This window comes from Longimicrobiales bacterium (assembly GCA_028823235.1).
Lineage (GTDB): Bacteria > Gemmatimonadota > Gemmatimonadetes > Longimicrobiales > Gaopeijiaceae > UBA2589.
Map to the genome: position 1 here is coordinate 1 of JAPKBW010000011.1, position 16,413 is coordinate 16,413.

A 16,413-nucleotide genomic window follows, 5' to 3' on the forward strand; every position below is an offset into this window, starting at 1 on the left:
CGTTTCAGTGGAGGCGATGTGTGCGGACCTGCACCAGTACCGCCCCGTGGCCACCAATGAGGGGGGGGGTGTCGTGGACCGACGATATCAGCCTCGAAACGGTTCCTACTGTTTGCACATTGTTTGCACAAATGCCTACAGCAAGGAAAACGCGAAATCCCCCAAACAACCTAAGTCGTTGAGGGGCTTATCTTTCTATCAGTGGAGCCAGGCGGGATCGAACCGCCGACCTCCTGCTTGCAAAGCAGGCACTCTCCCAACTGAGCTATGGCCCCGTAGACCTACTTTACTCTGCTTCTATGCTGTTTCCGGCGTGCCCATCTTCTTGTACCAACACGGACTGTGTACGCTGGCGTGTACGTTCAGACGATTTCATCGAGATTCTCAAGGCTCGTGAGCCTGCATAACGCCGAGTAACATAGTCTCGGCATCAGCCTGCTGGTAGGCGGTTTGGAGCGTCTGGAACGCCTCATCTGCCTCGGCGAAGGTCATGCCCTCGGGGAACGTAAACCACCCGGCTCCATCCAGCAGCGCGCCCTGACCTCGAGCACGGATTTTGAGACGTCATTGATTACCGATGAGGACCTCGAGAACACGGACGATCTCCGAATCGACTGGGGAGTAAACATTTCCGTCGCGCTTGCTGGAGGCCTGGCCTTCAAGACGCACCAGATGCTCTACGATGGGGACCCTCCTCTCGTTGGCGTACCGCTTCTCGACGGACCTTCCGGCACGGAAGTCCTGACGCCGAATCGGGACATCGACAGATTCGTTACCCTGTCTCTGGTGACTGAGCCCTAAGAGTCGAACCCGCCGGTCGGACCACCACGACCCCGGCCCCAGGTCTCGCCGGATCCCGGGGCACCCCCGTAGATTGGCGCCCTGCGCGGAAGAAGCCTGCCGCGAAGAAGAAGTATGCCGATGCGAAGGCACCGGGTAGGGAAAAATCCCACGCCCGCAAAAACAGACACCCGCGAACAAGCGGACTGCCACAAAAACGCCGAGGAAGGCTTGATGTTCACGAAGCGCACCTATTTCGTCCTACTCTTCTGTACACTCGCGGTCGGAGTCGCGGCACCCCTCGCCGCCCAGTCCGGGCCGGAGGTCGCGCGGACCCATCGCGAGGCCAACGAGCCCGCGCTCGTCCGTGACTTCGCAGAGCTCCTCAGTTATCCGAACCGGGCGCACACTCCCGAGATTCGGGAGGCGGCCGTATTCATTCAAGATCGGATGAACGAGGTCGGCGTCGACACCCGACTTGTCGAGATCGACGGTGTATCTCCGCTCATTCTCGGAGTTCTCGAGGTGCCTGGTGCGACCCGGACGATCGGGATTTACGTGCACTATGACGGACAGCCTGTCGACCCATCGAACTGGACCCATGATCCGTTCGACCCCACGCTCTACTCCGCTCCAATGGAGGCCGGTGGCGAGCCCATCGACTTCCCGAATCAGGGCGAGACGGTAGACCCGGAGTGGCGGCTCTATGCCAGATCGGCCGGTGACGACAAGGCCCCGATCGCAGCGATCCTTCCCGTACTCCAGTCATTCGCTGACGCAGGCGTCACTCCGACGTCGAACCTTGTCTTCATGTTCGACGGCGAAGAGGAGGCTGGGTCTCGCAATCTGGCGACCTACATGGAGATGGAGGCCGAGGTCTTGGACAAGGTCGACATCTGGCTCTTTTTTGACGGACCAGCCCATGCGAGTGGGCGACCGCAGGTGGTCTTCGGCGTCCGGGGATCCTTCGGAATGGAGGTCACGGTGTACGGCGCGACCCGCAATCTTCACTCGGGCCACTACGGCAACTGGGCGCCCGACACCGGAAACATCCTGTCGCGCTTGTTGACCTCGATGAAGGACGACGAGGGTAATGTCCTCGTCGACGGATGGTACGACGGCGCCGACCCGATCGGGCCGGAGGAGCAAGCGGCACTCGACGCCATGCCGGAGTGGGACGAGCAGCTCAAACAGGAGCTCGGCCTAGTATGGTCGGAGGGCGAGCCCCAGTCGCTCCCCGAGCGATTGATGGTACCCGCGCTGAATATTCGAGGCATCACCAGTGGAAACACGGGCTCACTGGCTCGTAACGTGATCCCGAACACGGCTGTCGCGGCTCTGGGAATCCGCATGGTAAAAGGCAATACGACGGAAAACTTGCGCGACTTGATTCTCGCCCATGTCGAGGGTCAGGGCTTCCACGTGGTAGCCGAGGATCCGGACATGGAAACGCGACTCCGCTATCCACGCATCGCGAAGGTCACGGGTGGGCGTGGCGGCTCGATCGCGTCTCGAACCTCTATGGCGAATCCGTTCGCGCAAAGCATCCTGGCCGCCGCAACATCTGCCGCTGACAGAGCGTTCTCACCCGGAGCCCTGGTTGTCGCGCCCGGCATGGGTGGAACCCTTCCCCTCTACCTTTTCAGTGACATCGCAGGCAAACCGGCGGTCGTGGTACCGGTAGCGAACCATGACAACAACCAACACGCCCCCGACGAGAACCTGCGGATCGCAAATCTCTGGTATGCAATCGACCTCTACGCGGCCATCATGACGATGCCCGCAACGATCTTCTAGTCTAACCGGCTTTCCACCCTGTATCCTTCCCGTACGATGGGACACTTTCTCTTCACCACGCTCCGGCTCCCCGCTGCGGACCTCCCGCAGATCGCGGGTGCCCAGGAGAGTCGTGGATCCGGCGAGGTCCCCACCGACCGTTACGTCTTTGCCGGTATTGGCACCTAAGACAACAGAGGCTCACTCGTCTCAGGGTGGTTCGGCGGTGTCCGTAGTCCGCGATCGCGATGATCAAAGCACGTTTGGCATTCGCGCCAGCGGCGGCGGGTGTTTCTCCTACCAAGCCAGTGGTCCCCAGCAGCAATACGAACGGGACGGACAGCCTCGCGGCCACGACGCGAGCGTTCGAAATACTCTTCATCGCTCGGAGTGGGGCGAAATCCGGCATCAGCAGGGGAGCAGTCCGCAGCTCTGTCCTCTCGTGACGAACAACCTGGGCGGCGCAAATCCGTCAAGAAAACTGCCACATAGGCACCACCGTCGAGACTCCTGTCAGGGTCCCTCACCTCTCCGAGTCTGGCACGTCTGCTAGAGCCCCCCCATGTTGCCGACAATGACCCTTCCTAATGCTCAGGAGATGGACCAGATGCGCCATGCAATCTGTGCCGCGCTTCTTGCGGGAGTGTTCGCGATGGGGGGCCCGGTCGACGTCGGTGCTCAGGAAAGCGGCCTGTTGGCCGTAGGCGAAATGGCTCCAAATTTTGCGCTCCCCGGCGCAACACGGTTTGGAGTGCTAGACGAGCCAGTGACCCTGAGTGACTACAGCGGCGAAACGGTTGTCCTCGCGTTCTTCTTCCGCGTTCGAACACGTGGCTGAACAGTTCAAATGAGAGCGTACCGTGATCAGTACGCAAGTCTTTTCAATGCAGGACAAAACGTGGTCGTGATGGGTGTTTCCAACGACTCGTCGGAAGAAGGTGCTTCGTGGCTGCACGACGAGGACTTCCCCTTCGTGTTCGTGAGTGATGCCGAGAACGATGGCGCGACGTACGCCGCATTTGGTGGCGGACTGCGCGACAACAACATGGTCGACAGCCGAGCCGTGATCGTAGTCGGGCCAGATGGCCGGATCGCGGGCACAATTCCGGCGTTCAACCAAAACGATCCGATGGCCTATGAAGAGCTGGCCGAGATCGTAGACCGCGTGACACCGGAGCCTGCAGAGGGCAACTGATCTGCAATCCGGATGGACAGGGTGTTTTTCCCTGACCTGTATCTGAGAATAGCGAAGGGCCCAATACGGATGGATCCGTGTCGGGCCCTTCGTGATCTCTCTCAGGCGGGGTCAGCTGCCCAGCAAACGCCCTACCGCACCCATGAGGTCCTGGCCAGTGCCAACGCCAGTATAGGCGACCTTCCCGTCCCGGTCGAGCATAACGACGATCGAGGTTGTCGTCGCACTGTACGCACGCACCGCAGCCCCTCGCTTGTCGAAAAGATACGGGTATCCCGGGTCATGCTCTTCGAGGTGACGGTTCACCCTTCGCACGCTCTGTGAAACGCCCACCGCGACCGCCACGATGTTGACCTCGGCACCGTGCTCCGCCTGCATCTGATCGAATTGAGGCTGAAGCGCCTCGCACTGTTCACACCACGTCGCCCAGAACTCAAACACGGTCGGCTTGCCCGCCTCGACATAGTCGAGAAGTTCAACCGTCCCGCCTGCGAGGTCTTCCAGCGCAGCGCCCGGGCCCTGAGTGCCGAGGGCCAATGAGACCCCTCCCGATTGAGCCAGGGCAGAACCGGGCACAGCAGCGAGAAGACAAACCGTGAGCATCACCGCTCGGACGCCGTGAAAGCTGTTTATCGCGAGCATGAAGCCCTCATACATGGAACAGGATCAGAGATTGTAGCCGGCCGTCATGAAGTAGTACTCCGCCATTGCCAGCATGATCACAGCGGCAGCGCGCTTCACCCACACCATCCAGGCTCCCGAACGAGGGAGCATCACGAGCGCGCCCGAAAAAAGTCCGACCACAACGAGCAATGACGTCATCCCGATCGAGAACACGAAGAGGTAGACAAAACCCATCAGTCCCGCCTGCGTCGCCGCCACCCATGTCAGCACCACCGCAAAAGCCGGTGCACCGCACGGCGCCGCCACGATGCCTGACATGGCCCCCATGACAAACACGGCTCCGTAAGAGCCTCCATCGGTAGCAGCAGCGCGCTCGAGCAGTTTCCGAGGCACGGGAACAGGCAGCACGTCGAGCATGGAGAGGGCGAAGACGATCAATAGATTTCCGATCGCAAATAATGCCCACGGATTAGCACTGATCGTCCCGAAGATCTGGCCGCTGAGCCCGGCGATCGCCCCGAGCGTCGCGTACAGTGTCGCGAGGCCCACAGCATAGGTGAGGGTCAGCGTGATTGTCCGAAATTTCGTCTGACCTTCGCGCGTCGTCCCGGCGATCACCGCGCTGGTAATCGGAATCATCGGGTAGACGCATGGCGTCAGGCTCGTCAGAACACCGGCCACGAACATCGCCGCGAGCGCGACGAGCGGATTGCTCGATAGCGTTTCGGCGAGGCCCCCACCCGGGTCGATCGGCATCAGTCCAAGAGTCATCACGCAAGCAAGTTGGGCCTTGGACGGTCAGCGGTCCAACCCATGGAGAAAAATTCTGATTCCAACCAAGGCGGGTGAGACATGAAGTGAGCCCCCACAACGTTGGCGCCGTGGCGCCTGGTGGCGAGTTTTGTTCGCATGCTTACCTCTACACGACTTCTACTGGCCACCGCAATGCTGACCGCCTGCGGTACGGACGCGCCGCCTGCCCTCACTGTGGGGACGATTTCGTTCACCGAAGACCAGTTACTGGGCTTGACGGAGAGCCGACGCGAAGCGCTTGCCCACCTGACGGCTTTCGGTCTGGTAGTCGCAGACTCCACGACCAATATCCTTGGAGAGCCACTCGTCTCCAATTGGGTCGACGACAGGCGAGTCGAGATTCTGGCCGCGAACCTTACCCTCGAGGTGAATGACGTCGGGGACACCGTCCTCGAGGCTCAGTATCTGACGGATCCCCAGTGGGAACTCGTCGTCCGGCACATCCTGTTCTTCAGCGAGCGGTGGAGGTCGGTCGATCATCGGGCAGAAGCAGAGGTCAAGGCGAGTCGAGCAATGGACGCGCTCCAAGCGGGTGCCGACTTCGCCTTCACTGCAGCGGAATTGTCGGAGGAGCCGGGAGCCGAAGGGCGGCAAGGCCTGCTCACTCCAGGTCGCGAGGGATCGTGGGTACCCGAGTTCTGGTCGGCCGCCCTGGCCATGGAGCCCGGTGACATCAGTCCGGTGACTGAGACGCAGTACGGCTACCATATTCTCCGTCTTGAGGGTCGCGACATCGTGCCGTTCTCGGAGGCGCGCACCCTAGTGGCGCGGGCCGTCGCGGCACAGATCGGGGACGTCGATGCCACCTTCGAGAACTGGCTGGCGACTGCCGGAGATCGTCCCGACGAGCGGCGAGCAGCCGCGGTTGCCGAGGCGGAAGCACGAGCCATACTCGTCCCGGAGGGTGAGAGGGCTGAGTTGGTCCGGGTGTGGGATGACATGACGTATCGCTGGGCTTCGACGCTGGGTTTCACACATGGAATGAGCACCGACGAAGTAGCGAACGCAGCGATGGTGGCTCTGGCCAATCCGTCTCAAGGCGCTGAACTCGTGCGGCGGGAGATCAGTGCCCATGGCGAACTGCTTGATGCCCGGTACGACGTGTCGAGAGCGTCGAGTCGGTGATTCCCAACGGAGTGAGCCTTGCCTAGAACCCCGCTGCCGATACAACCGTAGGGTAACCAGCGGTATCTCAGGGGTGCGTACCTTCTCGCGGACTGTATTGACGGAATGAACGGAAAGCTTCGATTCCTGCTCAGCTTCGGCTTCTTCTTCGTAGCACTCTGGTTGCTATGGGATACGGCCCTCGTCTATCCGCTCAAGATCTTCGTGGTCCTACTTCACGAGGTCAGCCATGCGATCGCAGTGGTCGCTACCGGAGGAACGCTCGACCGGATCACCCTTGATCCTCTCCAAGGGGGCGCGACGTATTTCCAAGGCGGGAACGCATTCTTGGCCCTGAGCGCGGGCTACCTCGGGAGTCTCATCTGGGGAGGGATATTCTTCACGGCGGGTCGCAACAATCGGGTACGGACGGACTGGGTGAACGGTGCCATCGGCGTGACGGGCATCCTTTTGACGATCTTTTATGTGCGAAGCGGATTCGGGATCGCCTTCGGCATCTTTTTTGGCGCCGCGATGGTGGCGGCGGCGAAAAATATCGGCGCCAGATGGAACCGACGGCTTTTACTCACGATCGGTCTAACAAGCGCGCTCTATGCGGTCCTCGACATCAAGAGCGACGTCCTGGATCGACCGGAACTTGAGTCCGACGCATACATGCTCGCCGAGTTGACCGGCATCGGATCCGCCATGACGTGGGGTATCCTGTGGATGGCGATCGCGGTCGTCTTCACAGGATGGCTCCTCATGCGAGCATGGGACGACGCCTGACGCGGGCTTAACCCGTCTTGCAGGCCCGAGGTCAGCGCGACGCGAAGAGACCGTAGAAGAACGCGACCCACTGAGGCGGAAACCGATCCACCCCCTGCTCTGCCGTCTGTTCGATGGTAAGCCCGTCCTCCATCGCCCCGCGGACAAAAGCCATACACGCCCTCGACACTTCGATCTGGGCCCGCACGGCTGCGAGGTCCCCGATCTCTTCGTGGCCACCGACGACGACCGTAGCCAGGTCCATTGAACCGATGAATGCTTCGAGCCGGTCCAGAAATCCATCCGGATCTTCGGTGCCGGGATATATCATCGGATTGCCCGGGAGATAGCTGTCACCAAAGTGTGCGACGTGGGCATCGCTGAAGTACACCGAGAGGTCTCCGCCCGTATGGGCCAGGGTAGGCACCACCCGAACTGTTTCGCCGTTGAACACAAACGTGGTGTCGCCGGAAATCTCGACGTCGGGGAGGGCCTGTTGCGGCTTCGGGGGCATGGAGACCCCATCCATGAAGTCATACTGCGCCCTCATGGCTGCGGTCGTCCCCGGATGGGCAAGGACCGTCACCGCGGCACCAAGCTCCGGCGTAGCACCCATGTGATCTTCGTGAGGATGAGTCACGAGCAGCCGCGAGACAGGCATGTTCGAAAGCGAGGCGAGCGCCGCTTGAAGGGCCGGGAGGGCCGAGCCATAGCCGGTGTCGACTAAGAACACTCCGTCCGATCCGACCTGAGCCACCACATTGGCGCCAGCTCCGACGATCAGGTGAACGCTTCCTCCGAGTCGACGCACGGACAGCTCTATCTCAGCAGCGAGCGCCATCACCGCAAGGAAGTCGGAGTCATCCACGATATCTGCGAACGCCGGGTCGAACGGCGCGAATGAGATCATGAGCGATTCGAGGCCTTCGTCCCACGTCGTCCGTAACCAGTAGACGGCAGCGTCGGCATCCCCCGCGAGTGCCGCGGCCCGCGCGGCATGGTACTGGATGAACGGCCGATTCAGCACGCCTTCGGGCAGAGCATCCGCAGCGGCGGCCATTTCGGTCGCATAGACCCGATGTTCTCCCGCCTGACGAGCCTGCTCACCGGCCGCGAAACGAGTCCTCCACTCGTCGACACTCTGGGAGGCCGCCGGGCAAGGAAGCGCCAAGAAGACCACTAGGAGCAGGCCCACTACCGCATGCCGTTCCGTCATTCCCCACTCCTACCAGTTGTCATACACGAAAGCTTGCACCTGTGGCCCTTCCACCGATATGATGGCCTCGAACGGATATGGTTGTTCCGTTCTGGGCCTCGAACGGCAGCCTCAGAAGGCGTCGATCAAGGACCGCGGGCCTTGGAGTCCGCTGGCGTCCGCGCCCCGAGTCAACCCAAAACAGGAGGTGATCCCTTGTTAAATTTCTGTACACTGTCCAGCCCGGCATGGGCAAGCGATCGCCGGAACGGCTTCTAACAAGCCGAACCGAAAGCAGTAAGCTCGCTGTTCGAGCCAACCCGGCGTTCGCGCTGGGCTGAGACAATGAGACGCCACCGGAGAAGTTCTTCGGTGGCGTCTTCTTGTTACCTGTTTCTTTATGCGAACCAGTTAGGTGTGTTTCCAGTTTTCCACTTGATGTTGCAGCCGATGCTCGGGTGCTGATCCCCCTTTGGCTGGCGGCCGGCCAAAACGGTATCGCAAGCCGTCCGTAGATCGTTGCCCGTCACGGGGACATTGAGCGAGGGACGACTACCATCGAACTGTCCTCTGTACGCGAGTTCCCGACATCCATCAAAGAGGAAGAAGTCCGGCGTGCAGGCCGCCTGGTACGCTTTCAGGACATCCTGCGACTCGTCGAAGAGGTAGGGGAACGAGTAACCACGAAGCTGGACCTCACGAGCCATCTTCTCCGGGCTGTCAGCCGGATACGCGCGAGCGTCGTTACCACAGATCGCCACGATTCCAACTCCGCGCTCCTGATAGTCCCGCCCAAAGTCCGCCAGTTCGGACGCCACGTGTTTCACGAACGGGCAGTGGTTCGACAGCACCATAACGACCAGAGCCGGAGCCCCGGCAAAGTCGGCCAACGACACCGTCTCGCCGGTCACAGGATCGGGCAGGCTGAATTCCGGTGCCTGGGTCTGCAGTGCCAGCATCGTCGAGGGTGTTTCAGCCACGGGTCACTCCTGAAGGCACGTGTGTCGCCCGAGCGCGCAGGTCGGGTCGAGCGAAGAATGTCGAAGGCAGTGACTGATGGCTACTCCGACGTCAGTGCCTTTATAGTCTCGGGTCCGTCAAGAAACCGTCCGCGAGGGGGGGGGTATACGAGGCTATGCGAATCGTTTCTCTGGCCTGCTCCAACACCGAAATCGTATGCGCCCTCGGATGCGCAGACCTCCTCGTGGGGGTGGATGACCACTCCGATTTCCCGGTGGGTATCGTCGCACCACTTCCGAAGGTTGGCCCAGATCTACAAATCGATGTGGAGCGGGTTGCCTCACTCGAGCCGGACCTGGTGCTGGCTACGCTTACCGTCCCCGGGCACGAGCAGGTTGTGGAGCGCCTCGATGCGGCAGGGCTGCCCTTCATCGCGCCCGAACCGGTATCGATCACTGACGTCTACCGAGACATCCGAGAGATAGGCGGACTACTCGGTGTCTCAGAGCGAGCCGAAGTTCTCGTGGCCGAGATGCGAAGAGAACTGGAGGCCGAGGAGCCGTCGCCGGACGCGCCGAGCGTGTTGATCCAGTGGTGGCCCAAACCGGTGATCACGCCTGGGCGACAATCATGGGCAACGGATGTCATTCGGGCCGCCGGAGGCCGAGCGGTCCTCGGGGACGAAGACATCAAGAGTCGCCCGATGACGGACGAAGAGGTCGCCGACCGGCGGCCCGATGCGGTCGTGCTCTCCTGGTGTGGAGTGCATCCAGACAAGTACAGGCCGGATGTGGTTCTGAGAAATGAAGCGTGGCAGGACCAATCCTTCGTCGAGCACAACCGAGTGTTCTGTATCGGCGAGCCGTTTCTCGGGCGGCCCGGCCCGAGGCTCGTCGACGGCGTGCGCGAGATGAGGAAGGTCGTGGCGGCACTACAGGAGCCCTCCAGGCCGCGATAGCTCCCTGCTGGGTCTCTATCCCAAATTCGTTGTGGGAGGTCCTGTTCCTCCTGCAGGCCATCATAAATTCCTGCGAATCCCTTTGGCCCACAGAGACAATCTCTCGACGGATACACGGTCGTAGCAGATCTGGAGTTGTTGAATGCCTCAAGCCGCGCCGTCCCCAGATCGAAGACAGCCTCATTCCCTTGCCCCTCCGAGCCTGAACCGACATGCCTGAACCAAGACTGGATTTCCAAATGCACCGCCCGGAAGGGTCAGTCGACGAAAGTCCTGTAGCCGTTCTTCTTCATGGGCGTGGCAGTCACATGGGTGACCTTCAGGGCGTGGTGGCAGGCCTTCCTGATGATTGGAGTGTCGTCACTCCTCAGGCCCCGTTTCATGGCGCCGACTGGGGGTACGGCCCTGGATATGCCTGGTACCGTTACATCGCCGAAGATCGGGTGGTTGAAGAGACGCTGACCCACAGCTTGAGCCGAATCGACGACTTCCTCCGGGATTTGCCGGAGATCATGGGATTCACACCGGGACCGATCATTCTCGGTGGATTCTCTCAGGGGGGAACGATGAGCACAGCCTTCGTTCTCACTCGACCCGGTCAGGTGACCGCCGCTCTCAATTTTTCCGGATTCCTAGCTTCGGGAGTACCCCTGCCAAGCGGCGAAACCGCCGCTAACGGCACCCCGATCTTCTGGGGGCATGGTCTCGATGATCCGGCGATCCCGTTCAATCTGGCAGTGCGCGGGCGGGCCGCCCTGTCCGCAGCCGGCGTACCTCTCACGAGCGCGGACTATCCGATCGGACACTACATCGTCCAAGAGGAATTGCGCGCCGCAGTCGAGATGGTGAACGGCCTCTAGTTCCGACCCCCCTCGTATCCGGTCAGCTCCACATAGCCTCGGCCACCGACCGTCTCAGAGTCCTCGCCCCTGCCCTCGATGAGTACCGCACCTTCCCAGTAGCGGTAGGCGAGCATTAGCTCCTGGTCTGCCACTACCGGGCGCACTCTGAGGTCCCACCCCCGGTCCGGGATCCGAATTCGCCACCCAGCGGGATAGATCGTCCCATCGTGCGGCGACTTCCACTCCGACGTCGCCTCGACCTGGATATCATGATCCCATTCCAGTGGGATCCTGCGACCGGTCGGATCGATCAAGGCGCCATCGCTGTGCGGGTCCGCGGATCCATCTTCGCGACGGAGCTGGTACACCATCAGGTCCCATCCGTCGTCGAGCTGCAGGGCAAACCAGTCCCACCCGACCTGACCCGGTGACAATGCCGAGGTAGACCACTCGCGGTCGAGCCATGCCAAGCCCTGAACCCTCACGGTATCTCCGTCCAGTACGACTTGCCCAGCCGCCGGCATTCTGGTGTGCGCATAGTAGTAAGAAGCGTTTCCCGCCTCGGGGCCCTTCTGACTCAATCCCTCGACACCGTGAGCGACTGGAGGCTTCCCCGCCTCGAGCGTCAGCTCTACCATCGCCCCATCTGCGTCGGCACGCAGCTTGAGTGGAAAGATCGAGCCGCCAGAACTTTCGGTGGCAATTGCAGGCCCGGTTGAGCGCAGGATGTCGGGGTGGCCCAAGGCGCTTGCTGACGATCTGAGGTACCAGTCCTGAAGCCATACCACAAAAGGATCTGCACGAGCGCCGGCCAGATACTCGGTGCCTCGTGAAAAGACCTCGTCGGCTCGAAAGCTGTTCCCACTCACGTCAGTGAAGGCAAAGTGGCCCATGAAGGCCTGATTGGTTCTCCACTCCGATGGGCCGGATGGCACATCGGGTGAGAGCGCGCTCCGAAAGACCGTGAACTGGAACCCGAACGCACGACCGTCGACAGCCTCGAGGTTACCCGTGACGTACCACCATTCATTCCGAAAGTCTGGATGCGGGCCGTGATCACGTGGGAACTCAAGGGGACGAGGTTCGGTGGCCCTCGCAAATCCTGCCGTGTCGAGCCCACCGAGAGTCTCGACGAGTGAGAGCTGCGGACCACGGACTTCCCCTGCGTCGCCAGGGTCGCGGCATGAGCCTGCTATCAGCAGTAGCACACCCATTGCGAGTATCCAGTTGGTGGCCAGAGGGGCCCGACCGAACTCGGTCCGCATATTATTCACCGCGCAATGCCAAAGCCGGCGATGTGCGTGCCATGCGCCAAGCCGGATAGATCCCGGCCAACAGGGCTGCGGCCACCGCTAGGCCGACCGCCTGGGCTAGAACCGTAGGGCCGATCTGAAAGTCAAGCGACCACCCGAACGATCGCTTGTTCACTACGAATACCATCACGAGGGAAAGGACGAGGCCCATCGGAACCGCGAGGAGTCCGGACGCCAGACCGATGAGGCCGGTCTGTGTAATGACGAGCCGCCATAGCTGACCGGGGGTCAGCCCTGCCGCTCGAAGTAGTCCGAGTTCGCGGGCTCGCTCAAGCTGGAGTGATGCCAGCGCGCTGAGGACTCCCACGAATGCAACGATGAAGGCCAGCAGGCGAAGCACACCTGTGATCCGAAACGTTCGCTCGAAGACCTCCAGAGACGCGCGGCGAAGGGTGTCGTTGGTGCGTGCCACCACAGTTCGTCCCTCCGGGACCAAGCTCATCAGTTCCGCGACGACAACCTCAGAGTCCGCACCTTCGTTGAGGAACAGTCCCAGCGAGGTCACCCCGTCATCGTCATAGATCTGATCATATAGTGCTCGCGTGAGCATGACGGTTCCCTGCTCCGAGCCGTAGTCGCGAAAGATGCCCACAATAGGGAACGCACGAGTGCCCGCCTCACCCGAAAGTTGGACGTGATCTCCCTCGGCGAGACCTCGACGGTAGGCGAATGGTTCAGACACGATCACACCGTCGCCGCCTCGGAACGCCGCCATCACCTCTGCGCTCCGGCCGCCTGCAAAGGTGAACGCACTCTCCCCCAGAGGATCCAATTCGAGCGCCACCAGTTGGAATACGTCCTCTTTGCGGATTATCTGCGCACCTCTGTAGGTGCTGTGACCCACCACTTGGGGGTGCCCGACAAACGCGTCGATCATCTCAGGCCACAGCGTCCCTGAGGCCCGTGACGCTCCAGGGCCCGGCAGCGAGACGTACACGTCCGCCTGGAGAGTCGTGTCGAGCCATCGAGTGAGTGTTCCACGGAAGCTCTCAATCATGACCCCAAGCCCGACGGTCACGGACACCGCCACTACAAGAGCCGCGATGGCGGGTGCGGTTCTGCTGAGGCTGCTCCCCACACCTCGCGCCGCCATCGACCCCAACGTGCCCGAGGTGGCCCGGAGCGCCGGGCGCAGAACCGTGACGACAAGCAGGGTCCCCGCTGGTGTCATGGCGGCAAGCCCGGTGATCACGAAGAACAACGAAGAAAAGCTGACCAAAAGACTTCGCGTGGGCAGCACCAGGAGTCCTCCTCCCAGTGCCGTCAGCGCGACGCCTGCTGCAGCGGCTCTCGGAACCATTGAACGAGCCCGGGACTCAATGACCGATCGGAGTCCCGAAAGACGAGGATTCGCATCAGCGGCCTCGAGCGCGGGGGGTATAGAGGCCAGCAGAGTCGATGCGAGCCCTAGCCCTGCCGCCTTGGCAACGAGCGTCGGCTCGAGATCGACACTCCTTACGGCGACCGCGAAGTAGAGATCGTTGATCGTCGCGGCAATCATTCCGACGAGCCCTTCCGCCAGGAACACACCGAGGAGTATGCCAAGGGCGGCCCCGGCACACCCGATCCACACCGCCTCAGAAAGAATCAGTCGCATGACCTCGGCTCGCGTCACCCCGATCGCCCGAAGTCGACTGAGCGTGTCCCGCCTCTGGACCACTGAGAACGTCACGGAGTTGTATATCAGGAACATTCCGAAAATGAGACCGAGCAGACTAAGCGCCGTAAGATTGACGTCGAACGCGGCAATCATTCCGGACATGGTTTCGGCACGCGTCCCTGCGAGCTCGACGCGCGTGCCGCCAGGCAGATACTCAGTCAACGCTGCCCGAACGTCCGCGAGTTCATTCTCTGAAGCGAGCCGCAATTCGATACGACTCAGACGAGGACCCGTCCGGAGAATCTCCTGTGCGGAACTGATGTCCATCAGCAGCACGTCAGCGAGTCCAGCTCGAGCCATATCGTCCAAAGGTTCGACGACCGCAACGACCGGCGCAGACCACACATCCCCCGACGCCCGCACAGCGAGAGAGTCACCGACGTTGACGCCAGCTGTCCGAGCGAGACCGTCGGAAATGACCACACCGAGGCGGGTCGTAATCAATCCGGACACATCGACGCCGGTGGCACCTCCTGCGACCCACGGCCGAAAAGGAGATTCCGAAAATGGGTCGATACCGAGCACGCGGAGCGCGCGGCCGGGCACCTCAGTAGACGACGCATATCCCTCTACCACAGGCGCGACGGCCTCAAGTCCAAGGTCCACCCGAAGGACGCGGATCAACGACTCGTCGAGGGTCCCCGATTCACTCACGACCACGTGGGTCGCGCGACCAGCAACCGTCTCAGCTGAAATCTGAAAGCCGGTCCGGGCACTCGAAATCGCCAAGTCGATGGAAAGCACGACCGCAACCCCGAGGGCCACGCCCAGCACGGAGAGGACCGACTGGAGACGATGTCTTGTCAGATGTCTGACGCTGGCTCGTGTCAGTAGCTTCATGGTCAACTCTCGACCAGCGCGCCCCGATCGACGCGTAAGGTGCGATCCATACGTGCGGCGAGACCTCGCGAGTGCGTTACGATCACGAGCGTCGCCCCTGCTGCGGTGACCAGGCCATCGAGCAGCTCCACCACCCGTTCGCCTGTGTCTTGATCGAGATTGCCGGTTGGCTCGTCGGCGAGGAGCAGCGCGGGCCGGTGGATCAGGGCCCTGGCGATCGCGACTCGTTGCTGTTCACCGCCGGAGAGACGATCGGGGAAGGCTCCAGCGCGGGCCTTAAGCCCCACCTCAGCAAGAAGCTGTCTGGCCTCGGACTCTCCTTCGGCTCTTCCCGCCAGCTCGAGCGGCAACAGTAGATTCTCCAGCACCGTCAGCGTCGGGAGGAGATTGAAAAACTGAAAGACGAACCCGACTCGATCGCGGCGAAACAGCGTGCGTTCTCGCTCCGAGAACGCACCAATATCCGCTCCTCCGACCAGCACTCTCCCTTCATCGGGAAGGTCAATACCACTCACGAGATTGAGCAGTGTGGACTTGCCGGATCCGGATGGACCGAGGATGGCCACACGCTCACCCGCAGCGATGCTCACGGACACGTTATCAAGCACGACGTGACTACGCCCACCTTCCATATAACTCTTTCGAACGTCGATCAACTCGATCGACGGTCCTGCGTCCGAGACAGGTCCGTCAGGTGCGTCGTCTACGCGACTCATCTTGGAGGCATCTCCCTAGACCCTCAGCCGCCCTTCACTTCCAACTGTTGAGGAAGGGTCGATAGTTCGAGAATCTTGTACTGCCGCTCACCAGCTGGTAGATCGATCGTCACCTCTTCACCTTCCGCGGCACCAAGAAGACCTCGACCGATAGGGGAAGCCAGCGATACCTGCCCGCCATCCAGATCAATGAAGTCCCCGGCAGTAATCGTGAAGTCGTAGTCCTCTCCCATTCCTAGGTCGCGGATCTTCACCTTTGAGCCGAAGCCAACGCGATCGTAGACCATGTCGTTGACATTGATCTTCGACAGCTCGGTCATGCGGGACGTCAGATGATTCAGCCGTGCCATGACGAAGCCCTGACGCTCTTTCGCCGCCTTGAACTCGGCGTTCTCGCGGAGGTCTCCGTGCTCCAGTGCAGTCTTGATGCGCGCGGGCAGATCAACGTTCAGTTCGTTCGTGAGGTTGAGAATCTCACCCTCGATCTTTTCGCGAATTACTTCAAGCATGGCGACACCTGTAAGGCTTTGGTCCGCCCTGCACGGCATCCGCGCCGTGATTGGCGAAGGCTGCGTCCTGGGTGGAAACGAAGCGCCGTCCCAAGAAGTCGGGGCGGCCGTAGCAAAACGATACGAATGGAAGGCACAGGATGGAAGCGGGCGGCAGTCTCGCTCGAGAGGAGTCCCCCTCTACTCGCTTCAAGGAGCGGTCACGGGATCCACTAGACTGGCCCTTCGAGCCGGTACCTACGCCGCAAAGAACGCGACCGCGGACAACCGCATCGAAATGACCGGAGACGTCACGATATCCGTGCTCAATATCCCTAAGAGATAGCTGGCCACGGACCGCATAACCGCGGCCGCGAGCAG

16 protein-coding genes and 1 tRNA gene are annotated in these 16,413 nt (G+C 61.3%); 8 read left to right on the top strand and 9 right to left on the bottom strand.

Annotation, left to right across the window (positions count from 1 at the left end):
• Nucleotides 1–202 precede the first annotated feature (202 nt).
• Nucleotides 203–275, bottom strand: a tRNA-Ala gene (locus tag OSA81_07905).
• Between the two features lie 292 nt (nt 276–567).
• Between OSA81_07905 and OSA81_07910 the strand changes: the two genes are divergently transcribed.
• From OSA81_07910 to OSA81_07925, 4 genes are all read left to right on the top strand, one after another.
• On the top strand, nt 568–801 hold the full coding sequence (locus OSA81_07910; protein ID MDE0898925.1) for a hypothetical protein: 234 nt from the start codon (nt 568–570) through the stop codon (nt 799–801).
• Nucleotides 802–1,014: 213 nt separating this feature from the next.
• Nucleotides 1,015–2,577 (top strand): M20/M25/M40 family metallo-hydrolase, encoded by a 1,563-nt coding sequence (locus OSA81_07915; GenBank protein ID MDE0898926.1) that lies wholly within the window; start codon nt 1,015–1,017, stop codon nt 2,575–2,577.
• A gap of 586 nt (nt 2,578–3,163) precedes the next feature.
• Nucleotides 3,164–3,394, top strand: a complete 231-nt coding sequence (locus OSA81_07920; protein ID MDE0898927.1) for a redoxin domain-containing protein — start codon at nt 3,164–3,166, stop codon at nt 3,392–3,394.
• Nucleotides 3,395–3,403: 9 nt separating this feature from the next.
• Nucleotides 3,404–3,751, top strand: a complete 348-nt coding sequence (locus tag OSA81_07925; protein MDE0898928.1) for a redoxin domain-containing protein — start codon at nt 3,404–3,406, stop codon at nt 3,749–3,751.
• Nucleotides 3,752–3,862: 111 nt separating this feature from the next.
• Here OSA81_07925 and OSA81_07930 read toward each other — a convergent pair whose 3' ends face one another.
• Together OSA81_07930 and OSA81_07935 are read right to left on the bottom strand one after the other, a co-directional pair.
• Nucleotides 3,863–4,393: a TlpA disulfide reductase family protein gene (locus OSA81_07930; protein ID MDE0898929.1), complete on the bottom strand. Its 531-nt coding sequence runs from the start codon at nt 4,391–4,393 to the stop codon at nt 3,863–3,865.
• A gap of 24 nt (nt 4,394–4,417) precedes the next feature.
• A complete protein-coding gene (locus OSA81_07935) occupies nt 4,418–5,146 on the bottom strand; it encodes a sulfite exporter TauE/SafE family protein (GenBank protein MDE0898930.1) in 729 nt (242 codons plus the stop codon).
• A gap of 138 nt (nt 5,147–5,284) precedes the next feature.
• Here OSA81_07935 and OSA81_07940 point away from each other — a divergent pair, with 138 nt between their 5' ends.
• Both OSA81_07940 and OSA81_07945 read left to right on the top strand, forming a co-directional pair.
• Entirely contained in the window at nt 5,285–6,313 is a 1,029-nt protein-coding gene (locus OSA81_07940) for a peptidylprolyl isomerase (protein MDE0898931.1), read from the top strand.
• Nucleotides 6,314–6,418: 105 nt separating this feature from the next.
• Complete coding sequence (locus OSA81_07945) at nt 6,419–7,081, top strand: M50 family metallopeptidase (GenBank protein MDE0898932.1); 663 nt, start codon at nt 6,419–6,421, stop codon at nt 7,079–7,081.
• Nucleotides 7,082–7,112: 31 nt separating this feature from the next.
• Here OSA81_07945 and OSA81_07950 read toward each other — a convergent pair whose 3' ends face one another.
• Nucleotides 7,113–8,276 (bottom strand): MBL fold metallo-hydrolase, encoded by a 1,164-nt coding sequence (locus OSA81_07950; GenBank protein MDE0898933.1) that lies wholly within the window; start codon nt 8,274–8,276, stop codon nt 7,113–7,115.
• Nucleotides 8,277–8,653: 377 nt separating this feature from the next.
• On the bottom strand, nt 8,654–9,235 hold the full coding sequence (locus tag OSA81_07955) for a thioredoxin family protein (protein ID MDE0898934.1): 582 nt from the start codon (nt 9,233–9,235) through the stop codon (nt 8,654–8,656).
• 155 nt (nt 9,236–9,390) lie between these two features.
• On the opposite strand from OSA81_07955, the gene OSA81_07960 reads away from it, so the two are divergent.
• Both OSA81_07960 and OSA81_07965 read left to right on the top strand, forming a co-directional pair.
• The gene (locus tag OSA81_07960) at nt 9,391–10,173 is read left to right on the top strand and encodes a helical backbone metal receptor (protein ID MDE0898935.1); all 783 of its coding nucleotides are present in this window, start codon (nt 9,391–9,393) and stop codon (nt 10,171–10,173) included.
• A gap of 212 nt (nt 10,174–10,385) precedes the next feature.
• Complete coding sequence (locus tag OSA81_07965; GenBank protein MDE0898936.1) at nt 10,386–11,033, top strand: alpha/beta fold hydrolase; 648 nt, start codon at nt 10,386–10,388, stop codon at nt 11,031–11,033.
• Here the strand turns inward: OSA81_07965 and OSA81_07970 are convergent.
• From OSA81_07970 to OSA81_07985, 4 genes are read right to left on the bottom strand one after another with little or no spacing between them, the layout of a single operon-like run.
• Nucleotides 11,030–12,280, bottom strand: coding sequence for a hypothetical protein (locus tag OSA81_07970; GenBank protein ID MDE0898937.1), 1,251 nt, complete (start codon nt 12,278–12,280; stop codon nt 11,030–11,032). The two genes, OSA81_07965 and OSA81_07970, sit on opposite strands and share 4 nt — an antisense overlap.
• A gap of 1 nt (nt 12,281) precedes the next feature.
• Nucleotides 12,282–14,828 (bottom strand): FtsX-like permease family protein, encoded by a 2,547-nt coding sequence (locus OSA81_07975; GenBank protein ID MDE0898938.1) that lies wholly within the window; start codon nt 14,826–14,828, stop codon nt 12,282–12,284.
• A 2-nt stretch (nt 14,829–14,830) separates the two neighbouring features.
• Nucleotides 14,831–15,544, bottom strand: a complete 714-nt coding sequence (locus OSA81_07980; GenBank protein ID MDE0898939.1) for an ABC transporter ATP-binding protein — start codon at nt 15,542–15,544, stop codon at nt 14,831–14,833.
• Nucleotides 15,545–15,567: 23 nt separating this feature from the next.
• Nucleotides 15,568–16,053, bottom strand: coding sequence for a GreA/GreB family elongation factor (locus OSA81_07985; GenBank protein MDE0898940.1), 486 nt, complete (start codon nt 16,051–16,053; stop codon nt 15,568–15,570).
• Between the last annotated feature and the right edge of the window lie 360 nt (nt 16,054–16,413).